Origin of the sequence: Sulfitobacter sp. SK011 (assembly GCF_003352065.1) — a bacterium.
In the GTDB taxonomy this organism is placed as follows: domain Bacteria; phylum Pseudomonadota; class Alphaproteobacteria; order Rhodobacterales; family Rhodobacteraceae; genus Sulfitobacter.
In genome coordinates this window covers 1,376,301-1,397,198 of sequence record NZ_CP025803.1, presented here as the reverse complement: position 1 = coordinate 1,397,198, position 20,898 = coordinate 1,376,301, and the positions used below count along the sequence as shown (strand labels likewise).

The 20,898-nt window shown below is 57.3% G+C and carries 19 protein-coding genes; 13 read left to right on the top strand and 6 right to left on the bottom strand.

Going from position 1 to position 20,898, the window contains the following annotated elements; genetic code table 11:
• The first annotated feature begins 31 nt into the window (after positions 1 to 31).
• Positions 32 to 1,744: a methionine--tRNA ligase gene (metG, locus tag C1J02_RS06850; protein WP_114877911.1), complete on the top strand. Its 1,713-nt coding sequence runs from the start codon at positions 32 to 34 to the stop codon at positions 1,742 to 1,744.
• 97 nt (positions 1,745 to 1,841) lie between these two features.
• Here the strand turns inward: metG and C1J02_RS06845 are convergent, their stop codons facing one another.
• On the bottom strand, positions 1,842 to 4,439 hold the full coding sequence (locus tag C1J02_RS06845) for a methyl-accepting chemotaxis protein (RefSeq protein WP_254693225.1): 2,598 nt from the start codon (positions 4,437 to 4,439) through the stop codon (positions 1,842 to 1,844).
• Positions 4,440 to 4,655: 216 nt separating this feature from the next.
• Positions 4,656 to 6,881, bottom strand: a complete 2,226-nt coding sequence (gene katG, locus C1J02_RS06840) for a catalase/peroxidase HPI (protein ID WP_114877909.1) — start codon at positions 6,879 to 6,881, stop codon at positions 4,656 to 4,658.
• A gap of 95 nt (positions 6,882 to 6,976) precedes the next feature.
• Between katG and C1J02_RS06835 the strand changes: the two genes are divergently transcribed.
• From C1J02_RS06835 to C1J02_RS06810, 6 genes are all read left to right on the top strand, one after another.
• Complete coding sequence (locus C1J02_RS06835; RefSeq protein ID WP_114877908.1) at positions 6,977 to 7,888, top strand: hydrogen peroxide-inducible genes activator; 912 nt, start codon at positions 6,977 to 6,979, stop codon at positions 7,886 to 7,888.
• Positions 7,885 to 8,763 (top strand): LysR family transcriptional regulator, encoded by an 879-nt coding sequence (locus C1J02_RS06830; RefSeq protein WP_114877907.1) that lies wholly within the window; start codon positions 7,885 to 7,887, stop codon positions 8,761 to 8,763. The genes C1J02_RS06835 and C1J02_RS06830 overlap by 4 nt, the downstream gene beginning before the upstream one ends.
• Before the next feature lie 93 nt (positions 8,764 to 8,856).
• The gene (locus C1J02_RS06825) at positions 8,857 to 9,681 is read left to right on the top strand and encodes a putative hydro-lyase (protein WP_114877906.1); all 825 of its coding nucleotides are present in this window, start codon (positions 8,857 to 8,859) and stop codon (positions 9,679 to 9,681) included.
• 20 nt (positions 9,682 to 9,701) lie between these two features.
• The gene (locus C1J02_RS06820; protein WP_114877905.1) at positions 9,702 to 10,736 is read left to right on the top strand and encodes a TRAP transporter substrate-binding protein; all 1,035 of its coding nucleotides are present in this window, start codon (positions 9,702 to 9,704) and stop codon (positions 10,734 to 10,736) included.
• A 27-nt stretch (positions 10,737 to 10,763) separates the two neighbouring features.
• Positions 10,764 to 11,312, top strand: a complete 549-nt coding sequence (locus C1J02_RS06815; protein ID WP_114877904.1) for a TRAP transporter small permease subunit — start codon at positions 10,764 to 10,766, stop codon at positions 11,310 to 11,312.
• Positions 11,309 to 12,592 (top strand): TRAP transporter large permease, encoded by a 1,284-nt coding sequence (locus C1J02_RS06810; RefSeq protein WP_114877903.1) that lies wholly within the window; start codon positions 11,309 to 11,311, stop codon positions 12,590 to 12,592. Before C1J02_RS06815 ends, C1J02_RS06810 begins: the two co-directional genes overlap by 4 nt.
• Positions 12,593 to 12,662: 70 nt before the next feature.
• On the opposite strand, the gene C1J02_RS20800 is transcribed toward C1J02_RS06810, so the two are convergent.
• Positions 12,663 to 12,800: a hypothetical protein gene (locus tag C1J02_RS20800; RefSeq protein WP_162798256.1), complete on the bottom strand. Its 138-nt coding sequence runs from the start codon at positions 12,798 to 12,800 to the stop codon at positions 12,663 to 12,665.
• Between C1J02_RS20800 and C1J02_RS06805 the strand changes: the two genes are divergently transcribed.
• Positions 12,801 to 14,471 carry an amidohydrolase gene (locus tag C1J02_RS06805; protein ID WP_114877902.1) on the top strand — a complete coding sequence of 557 codons (1,671 nt, stop codon included), beginning with the start codon at positions 12,801 to 12,803 and terminating at the stop codon, positions 14,469 to 14,471. It abuts the gene before it with no gap.
• 73 nt (positions 14,472 to 14,544) lie between these two features.
• Here the strand turns inward: C1J02_RS06805 and C1J02_RS06800 are convergent, their stop codons facing one another.
• Genes C1J02_RS06800 through C1J02_RS06790 form a run of 3 tightly spaced genes read right to left on the bottom strand, consistent with a single transcriptional unit; the run spans position 14,545 to position 15,951 of the window.
• On the bottom strand, positions 14,545 to 14,925 hold the full coding sequence (locus C1J02_RS06800; RefSeq protein WP_114877901.1) for a carboxymuconolactone decarboxylase family protein: 381 nt from the start codon (positions 14,923 to 14,925) through the stop codon (positions 14,545 to 14,547).
• Between the two features lie 32 nt (positions 14,926 to 14,957).
• Positions 14,958 to 15,254: a DUF1330 domain-containing protein gene (locus C1J02_RS06795; protein ID WP_114877900.1), complete on the bottom strand. Its 297-nt coding sequence runs from the start codon at positions 15,252 to 15,254 to the stop codon at positions 14,958 to 14,960.
• Positions 15,247 to 15,951: a GntR family transcriptional regulator gene (locus tag C1J02_RS06790; protein ID WP_114877899.1), complete on the bottom strand. Its 705-nt coding sequence runs from the start codon at positions 15,949 to 15,951 to the stop codon at positions 15,247 to 15,249. Before C1J02_RS06790 ends, C1J02_RS06795 begins: the two co-directional genes overlap by 8 nt.
• Positions 15,952 to 16,056: 105 nt before the next feature.
• On the opposite strand from C1J02_RS06790, the gene C1J02_RS06785 reads away from it, so the two are divergent.
• The 5 genes from C1J02_RS06785 to C1J02_RS06765 are packed head-to-tail and all read left to right on the top strand — an operon-like array spanning position 16,057 to position 20,891.
• Entirely contained in the window at positions 16,057 to 16,659 is a 603-nt protein-coding gene (locus tag C1J02_RS06785; protein ID WP_114877898.1) for an amino acid synthesis family protein, read from the top strand.
• Positions 16,631 to 17,443, top strand: coding sequence for an alpha/beta fold hydrolase (locus tag C1J02_RS06780; RefSeq protein ID WP_114877897.1), 813 nt, complete (start codon positions 16,631 to 16,633; stop codon positions 17,441 to 17,443). The genes C1J02_RS06785 and C1J02_RS06780 overlap by 29 nt, the downstream gene beginning before the upstream one ends.
• On the top strand, positions 17,440 to 18,372 hold the full coding sequence (locus C1J02_RS06775) for a flavin reductase (RefSeq protein ID WP_114877896.1): 933 nt from the start codon (positions 17,440 to 17,442) through the stop codon (positions 18,370 to 18,372). The genes C1J02_RS06780 and C1J02_RS06775 overlap by 4 nt, the downstream gene beginning before the upstream one ends.
• A gap of 4 nt (positions 18,373 to 18,376) precedes the next feature.
• Positions 18,377 to 19,414 (top strand): LLM class flavin-dependent oxidoreductase, encoded by a 1,038-nt coding sequence (locus C1J02_RS06770; RefSeq protein ID WP_114877895.1) that lies wholly within the window; start codon positions 18,377 to 18,379, stop codon positions 19,412 to 19,414.
• A gap of 10 nt (positions 19,415 to 19,424) precedes the next feature.
• The gene (locus tag C1J02_RS06765; RefSeq protein WP_114877894.1) at positions 19,425 to 20,891 is read left to right on the top strand and encodes an aldehyde dehydrogenase; all 1,467 of its coding nucleotides are present in this window, start codon (positions 19,425 to 19,427) and stop codon (positions 20,889 to 20,891) included.
• The last annotated feature ends 7 nt before the right edge of the window (positions 20,892 to 20,898 follow it).

Genomic DNA, 20,898 nt, shown 5'->3' with positions numbered 1-20,898 from the left:
GTCTTTTGAACAACGACCAAAGGCCTCTTGCGTGACCAGACATCTCATCACCTCCGCCATCCCCTATATCAACGGGATCAAACATCTGGGCAATCTGGTGGGCAGCCAACTGCCTGCCGATCTCTATGCCCGTTATCTGCGCGCCCGAGGGCACGAGGTGCTGTTTTTATGCGCCACTGATGAGCACGGCACGCCGGCTGAGCTGGCAGCGGCAAAAGCTGGTCAACCCGTTGCCGAATACTGCGCCGAAATGCATGATGTTCAGGCCAAGATCGCTGCCGGATTTGGCCTGTCGTTTGACCACTTTGGCCGCTCGTCCAGTGCGCAGAACCAGAAACTGACCCAACATTTTGCGGCGGCGCTGGCGGATCAGGGGTTGATCGAAGAGGTGGTTGAAGAACAGGTTTACTCGAACGCCGATGGACGGTTTCTGCCCGACAGATACATCGAAGGCACCTGCCCCAACTGCGGGTTTGACAGCGCGCGCGGGGATCAATGTGACAATTGCACCAAGCAGTTGGATCCCGTTGAGCTGATCAATCCACGCAGCACGATCTCGGGGTCTACTGACCTTGAGATGCGCAAAACCAAACATCTGTTCTTGCGACAAAGTCTGATGAAAGACCGTCTGGACGCCTGGATCACTGAAAAGACCGACTGGCCAGTTCTGACCACGTCCATCGCACGCAAATGGCTGCACGATGGCGATGGCTTGCGGGATCGCGGCATCACCCGCGATTTGGATTGGGGCGTGCCTGTCAAGCGCGGGACAGAAGATTGGCCGGGTATGGAAGGTAAAGTCTTTTATGTCTGGTTCGATGCCCCAATTGAATACATCGCCTGCGCGCAGGAATGGGTTGATGCGGGCAAGGGTACGGATTGGGAACGCTGGTGGCGCACGGACAAAGGTGCCGATGATGTCCGCTATACCCAGTTTATGGGCAAGGATAACGTCCCGTTTCACACGCTGAGCTTTCCCGCGACCATCATGGGCTCGGCAGAGCCATGGAAGTTGGTCGACTACATTAAATCGTTCAATTTTCTGACCTATGACGGCGGGCAGTTTTCAACGTCGCGGGGCCGCGGCGTGTTCATGGATCAGGCGCTTGAGATATTGCCGGCTGATTATTGGCGTTGGTGGCTCTTGAGCCATGCACCGGAAACATCGGATGCTGAATTTACGTGGGAAAATTTTCAATCTTCCACCAACAAAGATCTGGCTGATGTCCTGGGCAATTTTATCAGCAGGATCACCAAGTTCTGCCGGTCGAAATTCGGCGAAATGGTGCCAGAGGCGGGACAGTACGGCCCGGCCGAAGAGGCGTTGATCGCCGATCTGACCGAACGGGTGGCGCGGTATCAAGGTCATATGGATGCGATGGAAGTGCGGAAATCGGCACAGGAATTGCGCGCGATCTGGGCTGCGGGAAATGAGTATCTTCAGGCAGAGGCACCTTGGTCAACCTTCAAAACCGATCCCGATAAAGCTGCAGCACAGGTGCGGCTGGCCCTGAACCTGATCCCGCTCTATGCGGTCCTTTCGGCCCCTTTCATCCCAACCGCGTCCGCCTCCATGCTTGCGGCGATGCGGGTCCAGGACCCGGGCTGGCCAGATGATGTTCCTGCGGCTTTGGCGGGCTTGGCCCCCGGTCATGCCTTTGATGTGCCGGAAGTGTTGTTTGCAAAAATCAGCGATGAACAGCGCGACGCATGGTCAGAACGATTTGCCGGGACCCGCGACTAGGTTTTGATCTGCACATTGTCGGATTGAAAACTCCGCGAAGATTGTGCCTCACGGAGCAGGCGATTCTTAAATTCATTGGTCGCGTTTCTGGCTGAACCTAAAATTCTTCCCAGCCATCGATCTCAGCCTCCAGCGCCAAGTCCTGTGCAAGGTTTCCCTGCCTTGCAGCGGTCGAAGCCTCGGCTGGGGTCTTTCGGGTTGCGCGCAGTTTGACAACCGATGTTTCGGTCTCGTCCGGCCTCGCATTCAATCGAAATCTTGCAACGGCCAACGCAAGCGCGTCCGCTTCTGCTGTCAGGGCGTGACTAGCAGCGGTTGTTTCTTCAAACATCGCCGCGTTTTGTTGGGTCACATGGTCAAGCTCGTTTACCGCCGAGTTAATTTCAGCCAGCCCGCTAGATTGTTCCCGCGCTGATGTGGCGATATTGGCAACTCGGTTCGAGATTTCCGAAACTGAGGTCACGATTGACGCAAGTGCGGTGCCGGTTTTGTCGACCAGCTCCACCCCCTGACGGACCTGATCACCACTGGAGGAAATGAGCGCATTTATCTCGCGTGCCGCGTCAGATGAACGCTGCGCCAAGGCGCGCACTTCTGTGGCGACAACGGCAAATCCACGGCCGGCTTCCCCGGCGCGGGCTGCTTCGACGCCTGCGTTGAGGGCAAGCAGGTTGGTTTGAAACGCGATATCGTCGATGACACTGGTGATTTTCGAAATCTCCAGTGACGAGGTCCTAATCCCATCCATCGCATCGATTGCCTGCCGGGCAATGATGCCGCCTTGCTCTGCATTCTTTTGCGCGTCCGCTGACATCTTTCTGGCGTCATCTGCACCCTCAGCAGCTGATTTGACAGACACAGTCAGCTCATCCAATGCAGCTGCGGTTTCTTCCAATGTTGCCGCCTGTCTTTCGGTGCGGCGCGACAGATCGTCAGCCGATGACGTGATCTCCGTCGTCTCGTTGCGGATGGAATCTGCGTTTTGGATCACGGATGAAATGGCATTGCGCAGGGAGTCCACAGTTGCATTAAAGTCCGCGCGCAATTTCTCATAAGGCTCTGGGACCTGCTCGGTGATGTCCGCCTGCAAATCACCATCTGCCAGATTGTTCAATGCAATCCCAAGCAGGTCGACAACATGACCCTGTTGCTGAGACGCCTGCGCCTGCTCTGCCTCGGAACGGCGCATCGCTTCATCATGGGCGGAGACGTCGGACGCGAGGAATATGATCCGCTCGGGGGTTCCTTCGGCATCGTCAATCACGGCAAAGCTTCCCTCAAGAACAAACGATTTGTCCGCGTGGGTGCTGTAGGCCGAAAAACGCCCTTGGGTGAGATCACGCGTCAGCACGCGTTCATGAAAAATCGCACCCTTTGGATCATCCTTCAGATTTTTGGCAAACATCCTGGGCAAGCTGCATACGGCGGTGTCTTCGCGCTTGCCGTCAATCATGGTCAGGAAGTTGGCGTTGGCGTCACGTACTTTGCCGCCTGCGTCAAATTCGATGGAGAGCTGGCTGGCATTGATGGCGTCAATAAATGCGGCGTTTCGTTGTGCTTCTGTGCGGTCGCTCCATTCAATGACGCAGCCAAAGAAAACGCCATTGTCGTCGAGGGCTTTGTTCATTCTTACCTGTATGGCGCGATCACCCAGACGCATCATGACCGCAACCGTTTTTGTGCCGATTGCATTCGCACCTTCAGCGTTTTGCAACGCGGTGATAGCATCCTGCAGTAAGGGCATTTTGGTAAGGTCAGCCCCCAACACCTTTGAACCGTTGATCATTTGCAATGTGTCTGAAATGTCTGGCAACAGTTCTGACATCAAGGCCTCACAGGCCGGATTCGCAAAAATCACCTTAAAGGTTTCGTCAACAATCATCAGCCGGGCAGATGACGCCACGAAAGCAGCACTTTTGAAAGCAGTCTCGCGCGCCGCATCTTTGGCGGATTCAAGCGCCAGCCGAAACTCATCCAAACGGTCCGCCATCTGCCCAATCTCATCGCGGCGTGCGGTATGCGGAATGACAATATCATATTGACCCGACACCACGTCGTTCATCGCGCTTTCAAGCTCGACCAGAGGGCGCGACATCTTTGTACGCAGGAAATAAGCACAGGCAAACAAGGAAGCAATCAAGACGAAAAGACCGACCAGAATGATACTCAATTGCTCGCGGGCCAATGTGGCGCGCATGAATTTGTCGGTCCATGTGGTCACCACAAATCCAATGGCGGCCCCTTCGACCCCAAATCGAACTGGGGCCGCAACTGTCTTGCCATCTTCGCTGATCGCGGCAGTCAGGGTTTCGCGCGCCACCGCAATCAGATCTCTTGTGACACGCGCGTCGATTTCCATTTTGGCTGTGGCGAACAGAATTCCGCCTTGCAGATCAAAGACAGCCGCACCGGTCGCATCCGGACCTGCTGTTTCCACCACGCCTGTGACGACCTCATCCAGTTTGGCCATCTCGCCAAATGTGATTGATCCTGCCAGTTGCAATGCCGTCAATCCGGTGACCTCGCTTGCGCGCGCCGTCAGATCTCTGACCATTTTCTGAGAAATCTGCCGGAAGTAAGAAAGCTCTATTGTCGCCACAACCAACAGCACGCAGACCGCAACCATTGCGGTGCACTTGAAAAACAGGGTGTTCAAAGGATTTGCACGCTTTATGGGGCGGACCTTAGGTGACATCGCTATTCCTCTTGCCTCAGAATGCCCCCCATACCGGGACATCGAAGCACCCTAGGCGCGCAGGTCTTACGACGGGCTTAACAATGATAGAAACATCAAGGGGATCAAATGATCACCCACGAACGGCGGGTGGTGCAGAAATAAAAAAGCGGCGCTTCACCCACGTGAAACGCCGCCCGCATTTTTGCTCGGTTGCCCTATGGCAGCCGCAGATTTTTAGGCCAAATCAAACCGATCTGCATTCATGACCTTCGTCCATGCGGTCACGAAATCCTGAACAAATGTCTCCTTTGCATCGTCGCTTGCATAAACTTCGGCAAGGGCGCGCAACTGTGAATTTGATCCGAAAACCAAATCAACCCGGCTTGCGGTCCACTTAAGGTCACCGGACTTGCGGTCATGGCCTTCAAACACCTCTTTTGTGTCGTCGATCGGCGTCCACACCGTGTCCATGCTCAACACTTTGACAAAGAAATCATTGGTCAGTGTTTCAGGGGCATCTGTGAACATGCCATTCTTGGATTGCCCGGCGTTGGCACCCAGCGCACGCATGCCGCCAACCAGAACGGTCATTTCCGGAGCGGTCAGTGTCAAAAGCTGCGCGCGGTCGATCAAAAGCTTTTCTGTTGGAACGCTAAAGCCGGCCTTCAGATAGTTGCGGAAACCATCTGCCTCAGGCTCCAGCACGTCGAAGGATTCCACATCCGTTTGCTCTTGTGATGCATCCATGCGGCCCGGTGCGAAGGGCACGTCGATATCGTGACCTGCCGCTTTCGCCGCCTTCTCGACAGCTGCACAGCCGCCCAAGACGATCAGGTCAGCCAGTGACACTTTCTTGCCGCCAGCAGCAGAACCGTTGAATTCTGCTTGCACGCCTTCCAGTGCTGCCAGCACTTTGGACAGTTTTTGAGGCTCGTTCACATCCCAATCTTTTTGGGGTGCCAGACGGATGCGCGCGCCATTGGCACCGCCCCGTTTATCTGACCCACGGAACGTCGAAGCAGAGGCCCAGGCGGTCGACACCAGTTCAGAAATCGACAACCCAGTGGCAAGGATTTTACCTTTGAGATCAGCGATGTCGCTCGCATCGATCAGCGTATGATCCACATCAGGAATGGGATCTTGCCAGATCAATTCCTCGGCTGGGACTTCTTTGCCCAGATACAAGGATTTTGGCCCCATATCGCGGTGCGTGAGCTTGAACCAAGCACGCGCAAAGGCATCCGCAAACTTGTCAGGGTTTGCATGATAATCCTTTGAAATAGCGTTATAAATCGGGTCCACCTTCATCGCCATATCTGCTGTGGTCATCATCGGCGCATGAATTTTTTCGCCTGTCGCCGCATCTGGCACAGCATGAGCCAAAGCACCGCCGGCGGGCTTCCACTGATGGGCTCCTGCTGGGCTCTTGGTGAGCTCCCATTCGTTGTTCATCAGCGTATCAAAATAGCTCATGTCCCAAGTGGTCGGCGTCGGCGTCCACGCGCCTTCGATCCCGGACGTGGTTGTATGCGCGCCAATGCCGCTTTCAAAACCGTTCTTCCAGCCAAGGCCCATTTCTTCGATCGACGCCGCTTCGGGTTCTGCCCCGACAAGCGTCGGGTCGCCCGCACCATGCGCCTTGCCAAAGGTGTGCCCACCAGCAGTCAGGGCCACGGTCTCTTCGTCGTTCATCGCCATGCGCGCAAATGTATCGCGAATGTCATTTGCGGACAGCTGTGGGTCGGGGTTTCCGTCCGGGCCTTCGGGGTTCACATAGATCAGGCCCATCTGAACAGCGGCCAGCGGATTTTCCAGCTCACGGTCCCCTGAATAGCGGCTGCCCGGTTTGTCGGATGTGGCCAGCCATTCTTCTTCGGTGCCCCAATAGATGTCTTCTTCGGGCTCCCAAATGTCCACGCGGCCGCCCGCAAAGCCAAAGGTTTTAAACCCCATCGTTTCCATAGCGACATTGCCGGTCAGGACCATCAGGTCGGCCCACGAAATCTGATTGCCATATTTTTGTTTGATCGGCCAAAGCAGGCGACGCGCCTTGTCCAGATTGCCGTTGTCTGGCCATGAGTTCAAAGGCGCAAACCGCTGCGATCCAGAGGTTGCGCCACCACGGCCATCCGCCGTGCGGTATGTTCCGGCGGAATGCCACGCCATGCGGACAAACATCGGACCGTAGTGACCATAGTCTGCTGGCCACCAATCCTGCGAATCTGTCATCAGCGCGGCGAGGTCCGCCTTGAGCGCATCCAGATCCAGTTTCTTAAATTCTTCAGCATAGTTAAAGTCTTTGCCCATCGGGTCACCCAGCGGTGAATTCTGGTGCAAAATCTTGAGGTTAAGTTGGTTTGGCCACCAGTCCTTGTTGGACCGGACCGAGTTCGACGTGTTCTTGAATCCGCCGTGCATTACCGGGCACTTGCCGCCTGTGTCGATGTCATTGCCGTCCATGATGCTCTCCCATTTTCTATGATTTCGCTTAAGTATAGCAAAGCCCAGCAGTAGTTTTAAGTTGGATTTACGCATTATCGTGATAACTTCAGATTATGACGAACCTCACCATCAAACAGCTCAGATATTTCGAGGCGCTGGCAGAACAGGGGCATTTCGGGCGCGCCGCTGCCACCTGTTCAATCTCGCAACCGGCCTTGTCAGTCCAGATCAAGGACCTTGAAACGGAATTGGGTGCAGCCCTTTTTGAACGCGGACCAAGGCAGGTACGTCTGACCAGCTTTGGCAAGGAATTCGCATTGCGCGTGCGCGATATTCTACAGGCGTTTGACGCATTGGGCGATTTCGCGCGCGCCGCTCAGGGTCAGCTTTCGGGTCGGTTTCGGCTTGGGGTGATCCCGACCATCGCGCCCTATCTGTTGCCCACACTGATCGGCGATCTGGCGCGCAGCAATCCGGCCCTCGATTTGCACGTGCGCGAAACGCTGACCCCGCGGTTGGTTCAAGGGCTACACCGGGGCGAAATCGATACCGCCATCGTTGCCCTGCCGATCTCGGAGCCTGCTTTCACCGAAATCCCACTTTTCACCGAAAATTTCGTTTTGGTGCGACCTTTGGATGACGCGGGAAAACCTGTTCCCAGTGCCACAGCCCTGCGCGAAATGCGGTTGTTGCTGCTGGAAGAAGGCCATTGTTTTCGTGATCAAGCGCTGTCGTTTTGCAATCATGGACCTGCCCTGCCAAGGGACGGATTGGACGGGTCGTCGCTGGCGACCCTGGTGCAGATGGTCGGTGCTGGCATCGGCGTGACCATGATCCCCGAGATGGCAATGGCAGTCGAAGCACGCTCTGCCCCCGTTGACTGCGCCCGCTTTTCCAACCCGCAACCCCAGCGCACGATCGGGATGATCTGGCGCAAGACCAATCCGCTGGCCCCCCAATTGATGGAAATCGCTGAGGTGGTCCGTCACTGTACGTTGGAACCTGCCGCGGGGGTCAGCGCATGACGTTTGATCAGATCCGCACATTTCTCTGGGTGGCGCGTCTGGGAGGATTTCGCCGCGCATCCGAGCGGTTGAATTTGTCACAGCCAGCCGTTTCCACCCGCATCGCAAATCTGGAACAGGAATTGCGCGTCACACTGTTTGAACGCGGGCCCGGCACCTTGGTCCTGACCAAACAGGGCACATTATTACTGACCTATGCCGAACAGATGCTGTTTGTCGAAGAGGAGATCAAACAACACGTTGCCAATCCCTCCGAGGCCGAGGGGCTGTTCCGGATCGGCGCGTCGGAAACTGTGGCACAGGCATGGTTGCCCGCGTTTTTGCAAGCCTTCAGCGGCACCTATCCGCGCGTGAACATCGACCTTACCGTTGATATCTCTGGCAACCTGCGGTCGGGGTTGTTGAACCGACAGCTTGATCTGGCGTTCCTGATGGGGCCGATATCGGAGTTCACCGTCAAGAACATCGCCCTGCCCCGTTTCGATCTGCACTGGTACAAATCAACCAATAATTCCCAGACAGATCTGGCCCGTATTCCGGTCATTTCATATGCGCGGCAAACGCGACCCTACCAGGAATTGATATCAGAGTTGTCGCACCGCATTGGGCCGCAGGTGCGGGTGTATTCGTCTGCATCCTTGTCCGCGAGCCTGCGGATGATTGCCGCAGGGATGGCCGTGGGCCCTTATCCCCGCACTCTGGCCCGTGATCTGCTGCGCACCAATGAGATTGAGGAATTTGATCCCGGCTTTACCCCACAACCACTGGAGTTTACTGCCTCCTATCTGGGGGAGCCGCGCAGTTATCTGTCTGAAACCGGGGCAGAGATGGGCCGCGAAGTGGCATTGAAATGGGCCGTGGAGCAAGAGGATTGATAAATTATATGGATCACATCTTATCAATAATGATAATTTGAAATGATCGATCGTCCCTGACATGCTTCGTTAATCAAACGAAAGCTGTCTGCCATGTCCGCATCACCGCCAAGCCACTCAGATTTATCACTCAAGAGTGCGGCTGAGGTCCGTCAGGCCATCAGGCACAATGGTTACGCACGCCACACTGCGGGGTTGGCCGCAGGGAAACTCCAGTGCAACCTCGCCATTCTCCCGGCGGGGGATGTGCTGGATTTCTTACGCTTTTGTCAGCGCAACCCCAAACCCTGTCCGGTCGTCGGCATCAGCGACACTGGCGATGCGTTCATGCCGACACTCGGTCATGACATCGACATTCGCACCGACGTGCCGCGCTACCGGATCTTTCGGGATGGGCAATTGGCAGATGAAGTCACGGACATCAAAGCGTTATGGCGCGATGATCTGGTAACGGTCGCACTTGGGTGTTCGTTTACCTTTGAAAATGCGCTGATCGCCAACGGCATCCCGGTGCGCCATATTGAGCGTGATCAAACCGTGCCGATGTTCAAATCCAGCATCCCGCTGGTGCCGGCTGGCCGGTTTGCGGGCGAAATGGTCGTGACCATGCGCCCGGTTGCCAAAGACCGCGTTCAAGACGCCTACCGGATCAGCGGTGCGTTCCCGCAGGCGCATGGCGCGCCCATGGGCCACGGCGACCCCGCACAATTTGGCATCGCCGATCTGATGAGACCCGAATGGGGCGACCCGGTTGCGGTCCTGCCCGGCGAAGTACCGGTTTATTGGGCCTGCGGGGTCACGCCGCAGAATGTGCTGCTGGCGGCGAACCTGCCGCTTTGCATCACCCATGCGCCTGGTCATATGCTGATCGCAGACGTAGCCGAGGACGCAGAAACAACAATTCTGAAACCAACCTAAAACCCTAACAGGAGAGACCGATGAAAAAGACTTTGGCCCTATTGGCCGCAACCACCGCCCTTGCCACACCTCTGATGGCACAGGAAACTTTGTCTGTTGTCGGCAGCTGGTCCAGCTTGCCGCTGCACAACGAATACGAGGCCCCATTCTGGTCCACCACCCTGCCCGCCGCGTCAGACGGCAAGATCACCGTGGAACTGACTACCCACAACCAGATGGGTCTGGGTTTGGGTGATGTGTATCCATTGCTTGGCCAGGGTGTTTATGACGTCGCCATGACCGTGGCGGATTATGCTGTGGCCGATGCGCCCGAACTTGAAGGGCTGGACGTGCCGCTTCTGGCGCTGACAGCGGACGAGGCACGCGCAATGGTTGATGCCGCCCGCCCGATGGTCGATGACATTTACCGCGACCGGTTCAACAGCAAGGTCCTCGCGGTTGCCCCCTATCCACCGCAGGTCGTCTTTTGCAACGCCGAGATCGCTGGTCTGGATGATCTCAAAGGTCTCAAGGTGCGCGCCTCTGGCCGGATGACCGCGAAACTTCTTGAAGCCTTGGGTGCCGAGGGCGTCAACGTGTCTTTCTCGGAAGTCCCGGGAGCCTTGCAGAACGGTGTGGTTGATTGCGCCGTGACCGGTGCCGGATCAGGCTACAGCGCGGGCTGGTGGGAAGTGTCCACACATCTGATGCCCCTGCCCCTGGGCGGCTGGGACCCGGTTGTTACGGCAATGAACATGGACCGCTGGAATGGCCTTGATGCCGGCACCCAGGAAATGATCCAAACCCAGGTCAAAGCCGAATTCGAAGACCCGGCATGGGCCAGCGCACAAGACGCGTTGACCAATGATGTGGCCTGCCTGACCGGCAATGGCGATTGCCCGTCGGGTGACGCGCGCTCCATGGTGCTGGTTGAGGCGTCGGATGCCGATTTCACCAAGGCACGTGACATTCTGACCAGCGAAGTGCTGCCGGAATGGGCCGAACGTGCGGGCGGCGATTGGGCGGCACGTTGGAATGCGTCCGTCGGTCAAACCGTTGGCGTCACGATCGAATAAGCGCATCCTGCCAAAGGGGGACCTGATATGGAACTTGCGATGATTGAGACGCTCAGGCGTCTGAACAGAAAGGTGGCGATGATTGTCGGGGCAATGCTTTTGCTTTGCGCGGCCTTCATCCTCGCTGACATCGTCTTGCGACAGATCGGGACCTCCTTTGGTGGCACGGATGAAATCAGCGGATATGTCATGGCGCTGGCAACATCATGGGGGATGAGTTTCACCCTCTTGGAGCTGGGCCATGTGCGCATCGATCTGCTGCGCGGGCGGGTTGAAACCTTTGGCCGCGCCCTCTTTGATCTGTTTGCGATGGTTGTGATGACCGGGGTGATCGCCATGATCGCACTGAAATCATGGCCCGTGGTGGAACGCTCGCTGACCAACGGCTCGCGTGCCAATACGCCGCTTGAAACACCCCTCGCATGGGTGCAGTTGCCTTGGTTTGCAGGCTGGTTGTGGTTTGCGATCATGTCGGCCTGCGTCACTTTTGCCGCCCTGAGCCTCATCATCAAACGACGCTACGCAGAGACCGAAAGCTTTGTCGGTGCGTTTGCAGAACAGGACACATTGCAATGATCCCCTTTGTCGCAGCTGGCCTTTTGGGGCTTCTGGCCCTGTCAATCCCGGTGGGTATCGTGTTGTTCCTGCTCGGGTTTGGTGTGGATACGTTCTTTTCTTCCTTCCCGCTCAGCAAAGGTCTGGGCAACATGGTCTGGTCCGCGTCCAACAGCGCCACCCTGATCGCCATTCCGTTCTTTGTCCTGCTTGGTGAAATCCTTGTGCGCAGTGGTGTGGCAACCCGCACCTATGCAGCGCTAGACCGTTGGGTGTCATGGTTGCCCGGGGGTCTGGTCCACGCCAACATCGCCACCGCGACGATGTTTTCGGCAACGTCGGGGTCTTCGGTCGCCACCGCCGCAACTGTGGCCACTGTGGCAATGCCGCAGGCGGAAAAACTGGGCTATGATCCCAAGCTTTTCTCAGGGGCCATTGCCGCCGGTGGCACGTTGGGCATCATGATCCCGCCGTCCATCAACCTGATTGTCTATGGCTTCCTCACGCAATCCTCGATCCCGCAACTTTTCCTTGCCGGTCTCCTGCCCGGTCTGGGGCTTGCCGTTGGCTTTATGGTGATCACCGCGATCATCTGTATTGTGCGGCCTGAGTTGGGCGGCACCCGCCGCACCTTCCCCTTTGCGCAAATGCTGCGCGCGCTGGTTGATCTTTTGCCAATCATTGTGCTTTTCGCCCTCATTGTCGGCTCCATCTATCGCGGCTGGGCGACCCCGACCGAGGCCGCCGCCGTGGGGGTCGCAGGGGCGCTGGCCATCGCCTTCGCCTTTGGTGGTGTGTCGCGCGACATGATGGCGCAATCGGTCATTGGCACGGTCAAAATCACTTCGATGATCATGCTCATTGTCATTGGGGCATCGTTCCTGAACTTCACCCTCGCCTCTGCAGGATTGGGCCGCGAACTGACTGCGTTCCTGAGTGGCATGGGCCTGTCGCCACTTGGTACCATCATGGTGGTGGTGGTCATCTACATCGTGCTTGGGTTCTTCATCGAAACATTGTCGCTGATGGTTGTGACCATTCCGATCATCGTGCCGCTGGTTGTCGCGCAAGGCTATGATCCGATCTGGTTTGGCATCCTGATGATTGTGCTGATTGAAATGGCGCTGATCACCCCGCCCGTTGGTCTGAACCTCTATGTGGTTCAGGCGGCGCGCAATTCCGGGACACTCAGCGAAGTGATGCTTGGCACCATCCCTTACGTGATCACCATGCTCGCGATGGCGATGGCATTGATTGCCTTCCCGCAGATTGCTCTCTTTTTGCCAGAGGCTTTGAAATAGCGATTGGGGGGGGGTGGTCGTCATGCCCCCTACCGCGTTTCGGGATCATCAGAAAACCCCATGACCCATATCACGGGGTCGCGCCCGCTTTGGTGGACCGAAATGCCATCGATTTGACCTGCGTGGTCGGAAACGCCAAATGCTTTGCAGGATCAGCAGCATTCATGGCAAACCAAATCAAGCCCGCGCCCTTTTCGAAAGTTTTCATATGCCTGACCCTGAGCTTATTATCGTAAACGGTGCGCTGATTAGCTTTGACGCGGCCACGGCAGGTGCCACAGCGCTTGCCATCACCGGCGGCACCATTTCGCACGTCGGCAATGATGACGCGATCAGAGAGGTGGCCGGGCCGCAGACGCGTGTGATCGATGCCGCAGGTGGCACCGTCTTGCCCGGATTTATTGACAGCCATGTGCATCTGTTTGGCGGCTCTGTCGAACTTTCATGTCTCGATCTGCAGGGGGTTCAGGGGCCGGACGCGCTCAAATCCGCGATTGCGCCCTATGCTGCGGCCAACCCTGACGATGCATTGGTCTTTGCCGTGCAGGCCGATTACGCGATCCTGCATGATGATAAAACGCCGACCCGGCAGGAATTGGACATCGCCTGCCCCGACCGCCCCTTTGCCATGTTTGCGCCCGATCATCACACGGTCTGGGCCAATACCGCTGCTCTTGAACTTTCCGGTATCCTGCACGGCGGTGAAACGGACGCGGGTTCCGTGATCGTGATGGGCGAGGATGGCAAGGCCACGGGCGAGTTGCGGGAATTCAGTGCCTTTGGCCCCATCTTGAAACTGACGCGCCACGCAGGCCGCGATCTGGCGGGGTTGGTCGGCGGCACAGACCCGGTGCCCGCACCCACGCTCGAAGAGCGCGCCAAGGATAAGGCCGTGCTGGCCAAAGGCATTGCGCATTGTGCCGCCCAGGGCATCACCGGTCTGCACTGCATGGACGGCAATTTCTACCAGCTTGAATTGCTAAGCGAGATGGAAGCCGAAGGCACGCTCAACTGCCGCGTTTCCGTGCCGTTCCATCTGAAAAGCCATGATCCGCTCAGCCGCCTGTCAGAGGCCGCCGAAATGGCCGAAACCTACAAAGGCGATATGGTGTCGTCTGGCTATGTCAAAATGTTCATCGACGGGGTCATTGAGGGGCGCACCGCGATGATGCTGCAGCCCTACCCCGGCACCGACGACAATTACGGCGACCCGGTTTTTGAGGCAGATCATTTCAATCATGCCTGTACCGCGATTGACGCAATGGGCCTGCAGATCGTTGTGCATGCGATTGGCGACGGCGGCATCCGCCGAACACTCGACGGCCTTGAGCAAGCGCGCAACATCAACGGTGCCCGTGACAGCCGCCACCGCATTGAACATCTGGAATGCATGCATCCTGACGATATTCCGCGCATTGCGGCCCTAGGCGCGGTCGCGTCAATCCAACCCGGTCACGCACCTTTTGGCGGGATTTTCACACCCGAGGGCGTGCGTAATTTCATTCACGACCATCAGATTGCGGGCTCCTACCCCTGGCAACAGATCCGCGCCACCGGGGCACCGGTGATATTCTCGACTGACTGGCCGGTAATCGGGGTCGAGGTCATGACCAACATCAAGGCTGCGATTGCACCGCTGGACATGGGGCCAGAATGGACGGATCAGACCCAAACCCTGATGGACACGCTTTTCAGCTATACCGCTGGCAATGCCTGGGTTGAGTTTAACGAGGACCGAAAGGGAAAACTGGCACCGGGCATGATGGCCGATGTGGTGGTGATGAGCCACGATCTGACCACGCTGGCACCCGAGCGGATCACCGACGCAACCGCGCGTTACACCATCTGCGACGGGCGCATAACCTTTCAGGCCGCGTGACTGAGGCATGGCTGAACCTGCGTCTAGGCCCCCTCACACCGAGGTGCGCCGAGACATACGTCGCGGTCCCTGATCAGTCGGGATCAATCACCTTTCGCGCCGCACGGAAGCATTCAAGCCCCTGTGGGACCCCGCAGTATATTGCGATCACATGAATGATCGCCCGGATTTCTTCCTTGCTGACGCCGTTGTTGATGGCACCGCGGCAATGCAATTCCCACTCGGACATTTTGCCCAGGGCCCCGATCATCGCGAGGTTCATCATTGAGCGTGTCTTGGCATCAATCGCGTCGTCACCCCATCCAAACCCCCAACACCATGCGGTCATGGCCTCTTGGAACGGTTGGGAAAAGTCATCGGCGGCGGCAAGGTTCTTTTCCACATAAGCCGCGCCCAGGGTCGCTTTGCGTTGTTCCAAACCTTTGAGGAACAAATCTTCGTCAAATATGCTCATTCTTCTGTCCTGTCATGATGGGGCATTGTGCGTCAGATCGGCACCATGCCTTCAACGATCACAATATTGGCGTTGCAGGCATTGGATCTGTGGCGGCGTGCGGATTGGTATTCAGGCGAATTGTAGCACGCCACGGCTTGTTCCTTGCTATCAAATTCGATCACGACATGGCGCTGCCACAGCTCTCCTTCAAGCGTTGCCGCATCGCCGCCACGGGCCAGAAACCGCGCACCGTATTTGGCGAATGCCGCGGGGGCGTGATGTTGATATCCCGCATAGGCATCGGGGTCCGTCACAGTGACAAAAGCGATCCAATATCCTTTAGGCACTGTCTGACCCCGCCTCTTTTTCGTCCGACAGGAACCGTCGTGCAATTGCTGATGCGTCGGCGATATGGGCCTGAACCGCCCTATTCGCCGCCGTTGCGTCACGACTGAGGATTGCGTCGCTGATGGCTGTCATATGGCTGATGCCGGGGTTGGTTCTGTCTGGTGCAGACAGGGTGAGCACACGCAAACGGCTGATCCGCCCATTCAGGCGCTGCACGATGTCCCATGCGATTGTGTGACCTGCTTCTTCGAAAATGACCTGATAAAACCGGGTTGTGGCATTCATGACTCCAATCCATTCAGGATCGTTCATCCGCGCGCTCAGATCCGAGAGTGCCTTTTTCAGTTGCCTGGGGAATGTTGGCCCGTGGTTTTCGGCACAATACGCGGCGGCAGCGCCTTCAAGTTGCCTGCGAATGTCGTAAATCTGCCGCGCCTGATCCCAGTTCAATTTGGCCACGATCGGCCCTCGGTTGGGCAGGATATCAACCAGCCCCTCCGCTTCGAGATAGCGGATGGTTTCGCGAATGACGGTGCGACTGACACCCAGTTGGTCACACAAAGGACGTTCCACCAACCGTTCGCCGGGGGCAAAATGCCCCTCGATGATCGCCGTGCGCATGCGGTCCTGTACAATATCGCGCAGGGTCTGCGGCGCTTGTTCGATTTTCGAAAGAACAGGTTTGGGAGTATTCATGCTGCACTCAGTACCACTCCCCTTCTTTCGCATCAAGTATGATTGACATATCGTCGTATGGTATACCATATTCCTGAGCGACTCATCTGATCAAGGAACCCCGCTGTGCCCGCAGAAATCCGCAAAACGCTCATCCATGTCGAAACCACGTTCATTGAAGGCGGAAAAAAGGCGCAAACGCCGCTCAAGCTCATCGCGGCGATGGCCGTTATCAAAAACCCCTGGGCCGGCTTGGGTTTTGTCGAAGACCTTGCCCCGGCCATTCTTGATTGCGCGTCGGGGCTGGGCGCACTTTTGACGGAAATGATCCTTGAGGCGGCTGGCGGTGGCGACAAAGTCGAAGGGTATGGCAAGGCGGCAATTGTCGGGCTGAACGGCGAGGTTGAACATGCATCCGCGCTCATTCACACCCTGCATTTCGGAAATCACTACCGCAACGCCGTTGGTGCCAAATCCTATCTGTCGTTTTGCAACACGCGCGGTCCGGCCAACGCGCCGCTGATGATCCCGTTGATGGACAAAAACGATGCGGGGCGACGCTCACATTACCTGACAATCCAGACCTGCGTTGCCGATGCCCCTGCCGCAGATGAGATCCTGATCGCACTGGGTGCATCCATCGGGGGGCGTCCGCATCACCGGATTGGCGACCGCTATCAAGATCTCAAGGAGCTTGGCCATGACGTCGAAAATCCTGCGGCTGTCTAAGTCCGGGCAGCGCGTGGCATTCCAGGACCACGGGTCCGGCGAACCGTTGATCCTGCTGCACGGGGTCGGGATGCAATCGGCCGCATGGGCCCCACAGATTGCAGCGCTGAAAGGGGCATATCATGTCATCGCCCCCGATTTACCTGGCCACGGCGGAAGCGACCCTTTGCCCGATGGCAGTCAGCTCCCTGATTTTGTCAGGTGGTGTGATGATGTGATCCGCACACTGAACCTTGGGCCGGTCAATGTGGCGGGCCACTCGATGGGCGCTCTGATCGCGGTGGGCTATGCCACGCAACATCCCGATATGCTGCGCCGGGTTGCGTTGCTCAATGGGGTTTATCGCCGGGATGCAACTGCCAGCGCTGCGGTCAAATCACGGGCTGCAGAGATACGCAGGGGCCAGATTGATCTGGAGACCCCGCTGGCGCGCTGGTTTGACGACACTGCCGCCGATCGCGCGGCCCGTGCGCTGGTCGCGGGCTGGCTTCGGGATGTGGACGTTAAGGGGTATGGAACCGCGTACACCGCGTTTGCGCATGGCGATGCAACCTATGCGACGCAGTTGTCGTCTATCGCCTGCCCGTTTCTGGCGCTGACAGGTGACAAAGACCAGAATTCCACCCCTGCCATGTCGCAGGCGATGAGCGATGAAGTCCAGAATGGGCATTGCGTCGTGATCCCGGGCCACAGACATATGGTCAATCTCACTGCCGCGGCACAGGTAAATGCGCATGTGCTGGCATGGCTCAAGCAACCTGAATTCGCAAAGGCAGGCCCATGACAACACCCGCCCTCCGCCCGCCCGACCCCCGTGCGCTTCGCACGGCATTCGGTACGTTCATGACGGGTGTCACTGTCGTCACAGCAATTGACCAAAGCGGCACCCCTTTGGGGTTTACCGCGAACTCGTTCACATCGGTCTCATTGGACCCGCCGATGGTTCTGGTGTGTTTGGCAAACTCATCGCGCAACTACGACGCATTGACCAACGCAGACGGATTTGCCGTCAACATCCTGGCCGAGACCCAGATCGAAGTGTCCAACACCTTCGCACGCCCGATTGAAGATCGTTTTGCCGATGTAGGCTGGCGTAGAGGCCCAAAGGGATCGCCCATCCTTGACGGTGTGTCAGCATGGTTTGATTGCGCGATGCATAAAACGGTTGAGGCAGGTGACCATATCATTTTGATCGGCACGGTTGTCGCGTTTGACAGCACCGCGACCCCCGGTTTGGGCTATGCACGGGGCGCTTATGTGACACCGTCTTCGGCGGCGGATGCGCTTGACGCAAACACCAATCTGATCGTTTCCGCATTGATTGAACGGGACGGCGCTGTGTTGTTGGTCGATGATGGGCATGGTGGCCTGACGTTGCCAGAGAAACTGGTTGAAGCCGGGGGGGCATCTGCCACCCTCAAGGCGTTGCTGGCGTCCACTGGACTGCAGGCCCAACCGGGATTTGTCTATTCGGTCTTTGAAGATGTCGGCCGAAAGCGACAGCATATCTGCTTTTTGTGCCAGACCGCCGCTGGTGCGCCGGCGCAGGGTGCCTTTGTACCTCTGACTGGTTCCTCTTTGGACGATGTATCGGACCCTGCCATTCTGACCATGCTGGAACGGTTTTCATCGGAAAGCCGCATCGGCAATTACGGCATCTACTATGGCGACCAAAAAAGCGGCGAAGTACGCGCCATCAAGCAAGAAAGGTAATCACATGCGGTTTTCGCTTTTCGTTCACATGGAACGGTTGTCGCCGGAACAGGACCAGAAACAGCTTTATGATGACTTCGTTGCTTTGGCCAAGATCGCCGACGCAGGCGGCATGCACGCGGTCTGGACCGGGGAACATCACGGCATGGATTTCACCATCGCGCCGAACCCCTTCCTCAACCTCATTGATCTGGCGCGGCAGACCAGAAACGTCCGGCTTGGGACAGGCACTGTGATCGCGCCATTCTGGCACCCGATCCGGCTGGCAGGCGAGGCCGCGATGACAGACATGATCGTCGATGGCCGCCTTGATCTGGGGATCGCACGCGGTGCCTATCATTACGAATATGAACGCATGGTCCCCGGCATGGACGCATGGGAGGCCGGTCAGCGGATGCGCGAACTGGTGCCTGCTGTGAAGGGGCTTTGGAAAGGCGATTATGCCCAGAACGGCACTTTTCATACGTTCCCCTCGACCACGTCGTCGCCCAAACCCAGCCAAGAAGCGGGGCCGCCCATCTGGATCGCGGCGCGTGATCCCAACAGCCACGAATTCGCCATTTCAAATGGATGCCATGTGCAGGTGACGCCACTGTGGATGGGCGATGCTGAGATCGTCAAATTGATGGATACTTTCAACGCAGCCTGCGCCAAATTTCCCGATGTGCCGCGCCCCGAGATCATGTTGCTTAACCATACCTATATTGCAGCAGATGCGGCAGACGCCCAACTGGCAGCAGAGGAAATCAACAGGTTTTATTGCTACTTCGGGGCGTGGTTCAAGAATGAACGCGCGGTTTCCCAAGGCGCAATTGAGGCGCTGACAGACGACGACATTGCGGCCCATCCCTTCTATTCAGCCGAGGCAATGCTGCGCGACAACGTAATCGCCACACCGCAAGACGCGATTGCGCGGATCAAGACTTACGAAGACCTCGGTTATGATGAATATTCGTTCTGGATCGACAGCGGTATGAGCTTTGAACGCAAAAAAGCATCGCTTGAGCGGTTCATCAAAGACGTCATGCCAGCTTTTGCCTGAAAGAGAGACCATGCAGCAATTCCAGCACTATATCGGCGGCACATTCAGCGACGGATCAGCACGCTTTGAAAGCCGTGACCCCGCGACCGGACAGGTCTGGGCGATGATGCCCGAAGCGCGTACCAAGGATGTAGAGCATGCTGTCGCGGCCGCGCGCGCGGCATTTTTTGGTGCGGAATGGTCCGGCATGACCGCCTCGGGGCGCGGTAAACTCTTGATGCGGCTTGCCGATCTCATTGCTGAGAATGCCCAGACCCTCGCCCAGCTTGAAACCCGCGATACCGGCAAAATCATCCGCGAGACCTCGGCTCAAATAGCTTATGTCGCCGATTATTACCGCTATTATGCCGGTCTCGCTGACAAGATTGAGGGCGCGCATTTGCCCATCGACAAACCGGACATGGAGGTGTGGTTGCGCCGCGAACCCATCGGTGTTGTCGCGGCCATCGTACCGTGGAATTCGCAATTGTTCCTGTCCGCAGTCAAAATCGGTCCGGCATTGGCGGCGGGCTGCACTGTCGTGTTGAAAGCCTCAGAAGACGGCCCGGCACCGATGCTGGAATTCGCCCGTATCTTTGATCAGGCCGGGTTCCCTGCGGGTGTGCTGAATGTGATCACCGGTTTTGGGGCCACCTGTGGTGCCGTCCTGACCAGCCATCCCCAGGTGGATCACGTGGCATTTACCGGCGGGCCGGAAACCGCGCGACAGGTTGTGCGCAATTCCGCGGAAAATCTGGCGTCCACCTCGCTGGAACTGGGCGGCAAGTCGCCTTTCATCGTCTTTGAGGACGCCGATATCGAAAGTGCCGCAAACGCGCAGGTTTCAGGAATTTTTGCAGCCTCCGGCCAAAGCTGCGTTGCAGGATCACGGCTGATCATCTCGAACACAATCAAAGACGCGTTTCTGGCAAGGTTGAAGGAAAAAGCAGAAGCCATCGTGATTGGCCTGCCCGACGATATGACGACCGAAGTGGGCCCCCTGTGCACCACAGGGCAACGTGACAACGCGGTTAAGCTGATTGAAGCATCTGTGGCGGCGGGTGCCCGCATTATCACCGGTGGGCAGGCATTGGACCGGGATGGCATTTTCTTTCCGCCCACGATCATTGATTGTTCCGATGCCCCGAATGCGCCGTGCCTCACCACTGAATTTTTTGGGCCGGTCCTTTCCGTTCTGGGCTTTGATACGGAACAAGAGGCGTTGGATATCGCCAATGGCACGGCCTTTGGTTTGGCATCCGGGGTGTTCACGCGAGATCTGGCGCGGGCGCACAGGATGATCCGGGGCATTCGTGCGGGCATCGTTTGGGTGAACACCTACCGCGCCGTCAGCCCAATTGCACCTTTCGGCGGTCATGGACTTAGCGGACATGGCCGCGAGGGGGGCCTGCGTGCAGCACTTGATTATACAAAAACAAAAGCTGTCTGGCTGCGCACCAGTGACGATCCGATCCCTGATCCTTTCGTCATGCGGTAGGTGCGGT

Excerpts from the sequence above, each read along its gene's own strand:
- C1J02_RS06845 (WP_254693225.1), bottom strand. The coding sequence starts at position 4,439 with ATGTCACCTAAGGTCCGCCCCATAAAGCGTGCAAATCCTTTGAACACC.
- katG (WP_114877909.1), bottom strand. The coding sequence starts at position 6,881 with ATGGACGGCAATGACATCGACACAGGCGGCAAGTGCCCGGTAATGCAC.
- C1J02_RS06835 (WP_114877908.1), top strand. The coding sequence starts at position 6,977 with ATGACGAACCTCACCATCAAACAGCTCAGATATTTCGAGGCGCTGGCA.
- C1J02_RS06830 (WP_114877907.1), top strand. The coding sequence starts at position 7,885 with ATGACGTTTGATCAGATCCGCACATTTCTCTGGGTGGCGCGTCTGGGA.
- C1J02_RS06825 (WP_114877906.1), top strand. The coding sequence starts at position 8,857 with ATGTCCGCATCACCGCCAAGCCACTCAGATTTATCACTCAAGAGTGCG.
- C1J02_RS06820 (WP_114877905.1), top strand. The coding sequence starts at position 9,702 with ATGAAAAAGACTTTGGCCCTATTGGCCGCAACCACCGCCCTTGCCACA.
- C1J02_RS06815 (WP_114877904.1), top strand. The coding sequence starts at position 10,764 with ATGGAACTTGCGATGATTGAGACGCTCAGGCGTCTGAACAGAAAGGTG.
- C1J02_RS06810 (WP_114877903.1), top strand. The coding sequence starts at position 11,309 with ATGATCCCCTTTGTCGCAGCTGGCCTTTTGGGGCTTCTGGCCCTGTCA.
- C1J02_RS20800 (WP_162798256.1), bottom strand. The coding sequence starts at position 12,800 with ATGAAAACTTTCGAAAAGGGCGCGGGCTTGATTTGGTTTGCCATGAAT.
- C1J02_RS06805 (WP_114877902.1), top strand. The coding sequence starts at position 12,801 with ATGCCTGACCCTGAGCTTATTATCGTAAACGGTGCGCTGATTAGCTTT.
- C1J02_RS06800 (WP_114877901.1), bottom strand. The coding sequence starts at position 14,925 with ATGAGCATATTTGACGAAGATTTGTTCCTCAAAGGTTTGGAACAACGC.
- C1J02_RS06790 (WP_114877899.1), bottom strand. The coding sequence starts at position 15,951 with ATGAATACTCCCAAACCTGTTCTTTCGAAAATCGAACAAGCGCCGCAG.
- C1J02_RS06780 (WP_114877897.1), top strand. The coding sequence starts at position 16,631 with ATGACGTCGAAAATCCTGCGGCTGTCTAAGTCCGGGCAGCGCGTGGCA.
- C1J02_RS06775 (WP_114877896.1), top strand. The coding sequence starts at position 17,440 with ATGACAACACCCGCCCTCCGCCCGCCCGACCCCCGTGCGCTTCGCACG.
- C1J02_RS06770 (WP_114877895.1), top strand. The coding sequence starts at position 18,377 with ATGCGGTTTTCGCTTTTCGTTCACATGGAACGGTTGTCGCCGGAACAG.
- C1J02_RS06765 (WP_114877894.1), top strand. The coding sequence starts at position 19,425 with ATGCAGCAATTCCAGCACTATATCGGCGGCACATTCAGCGACGGATCA.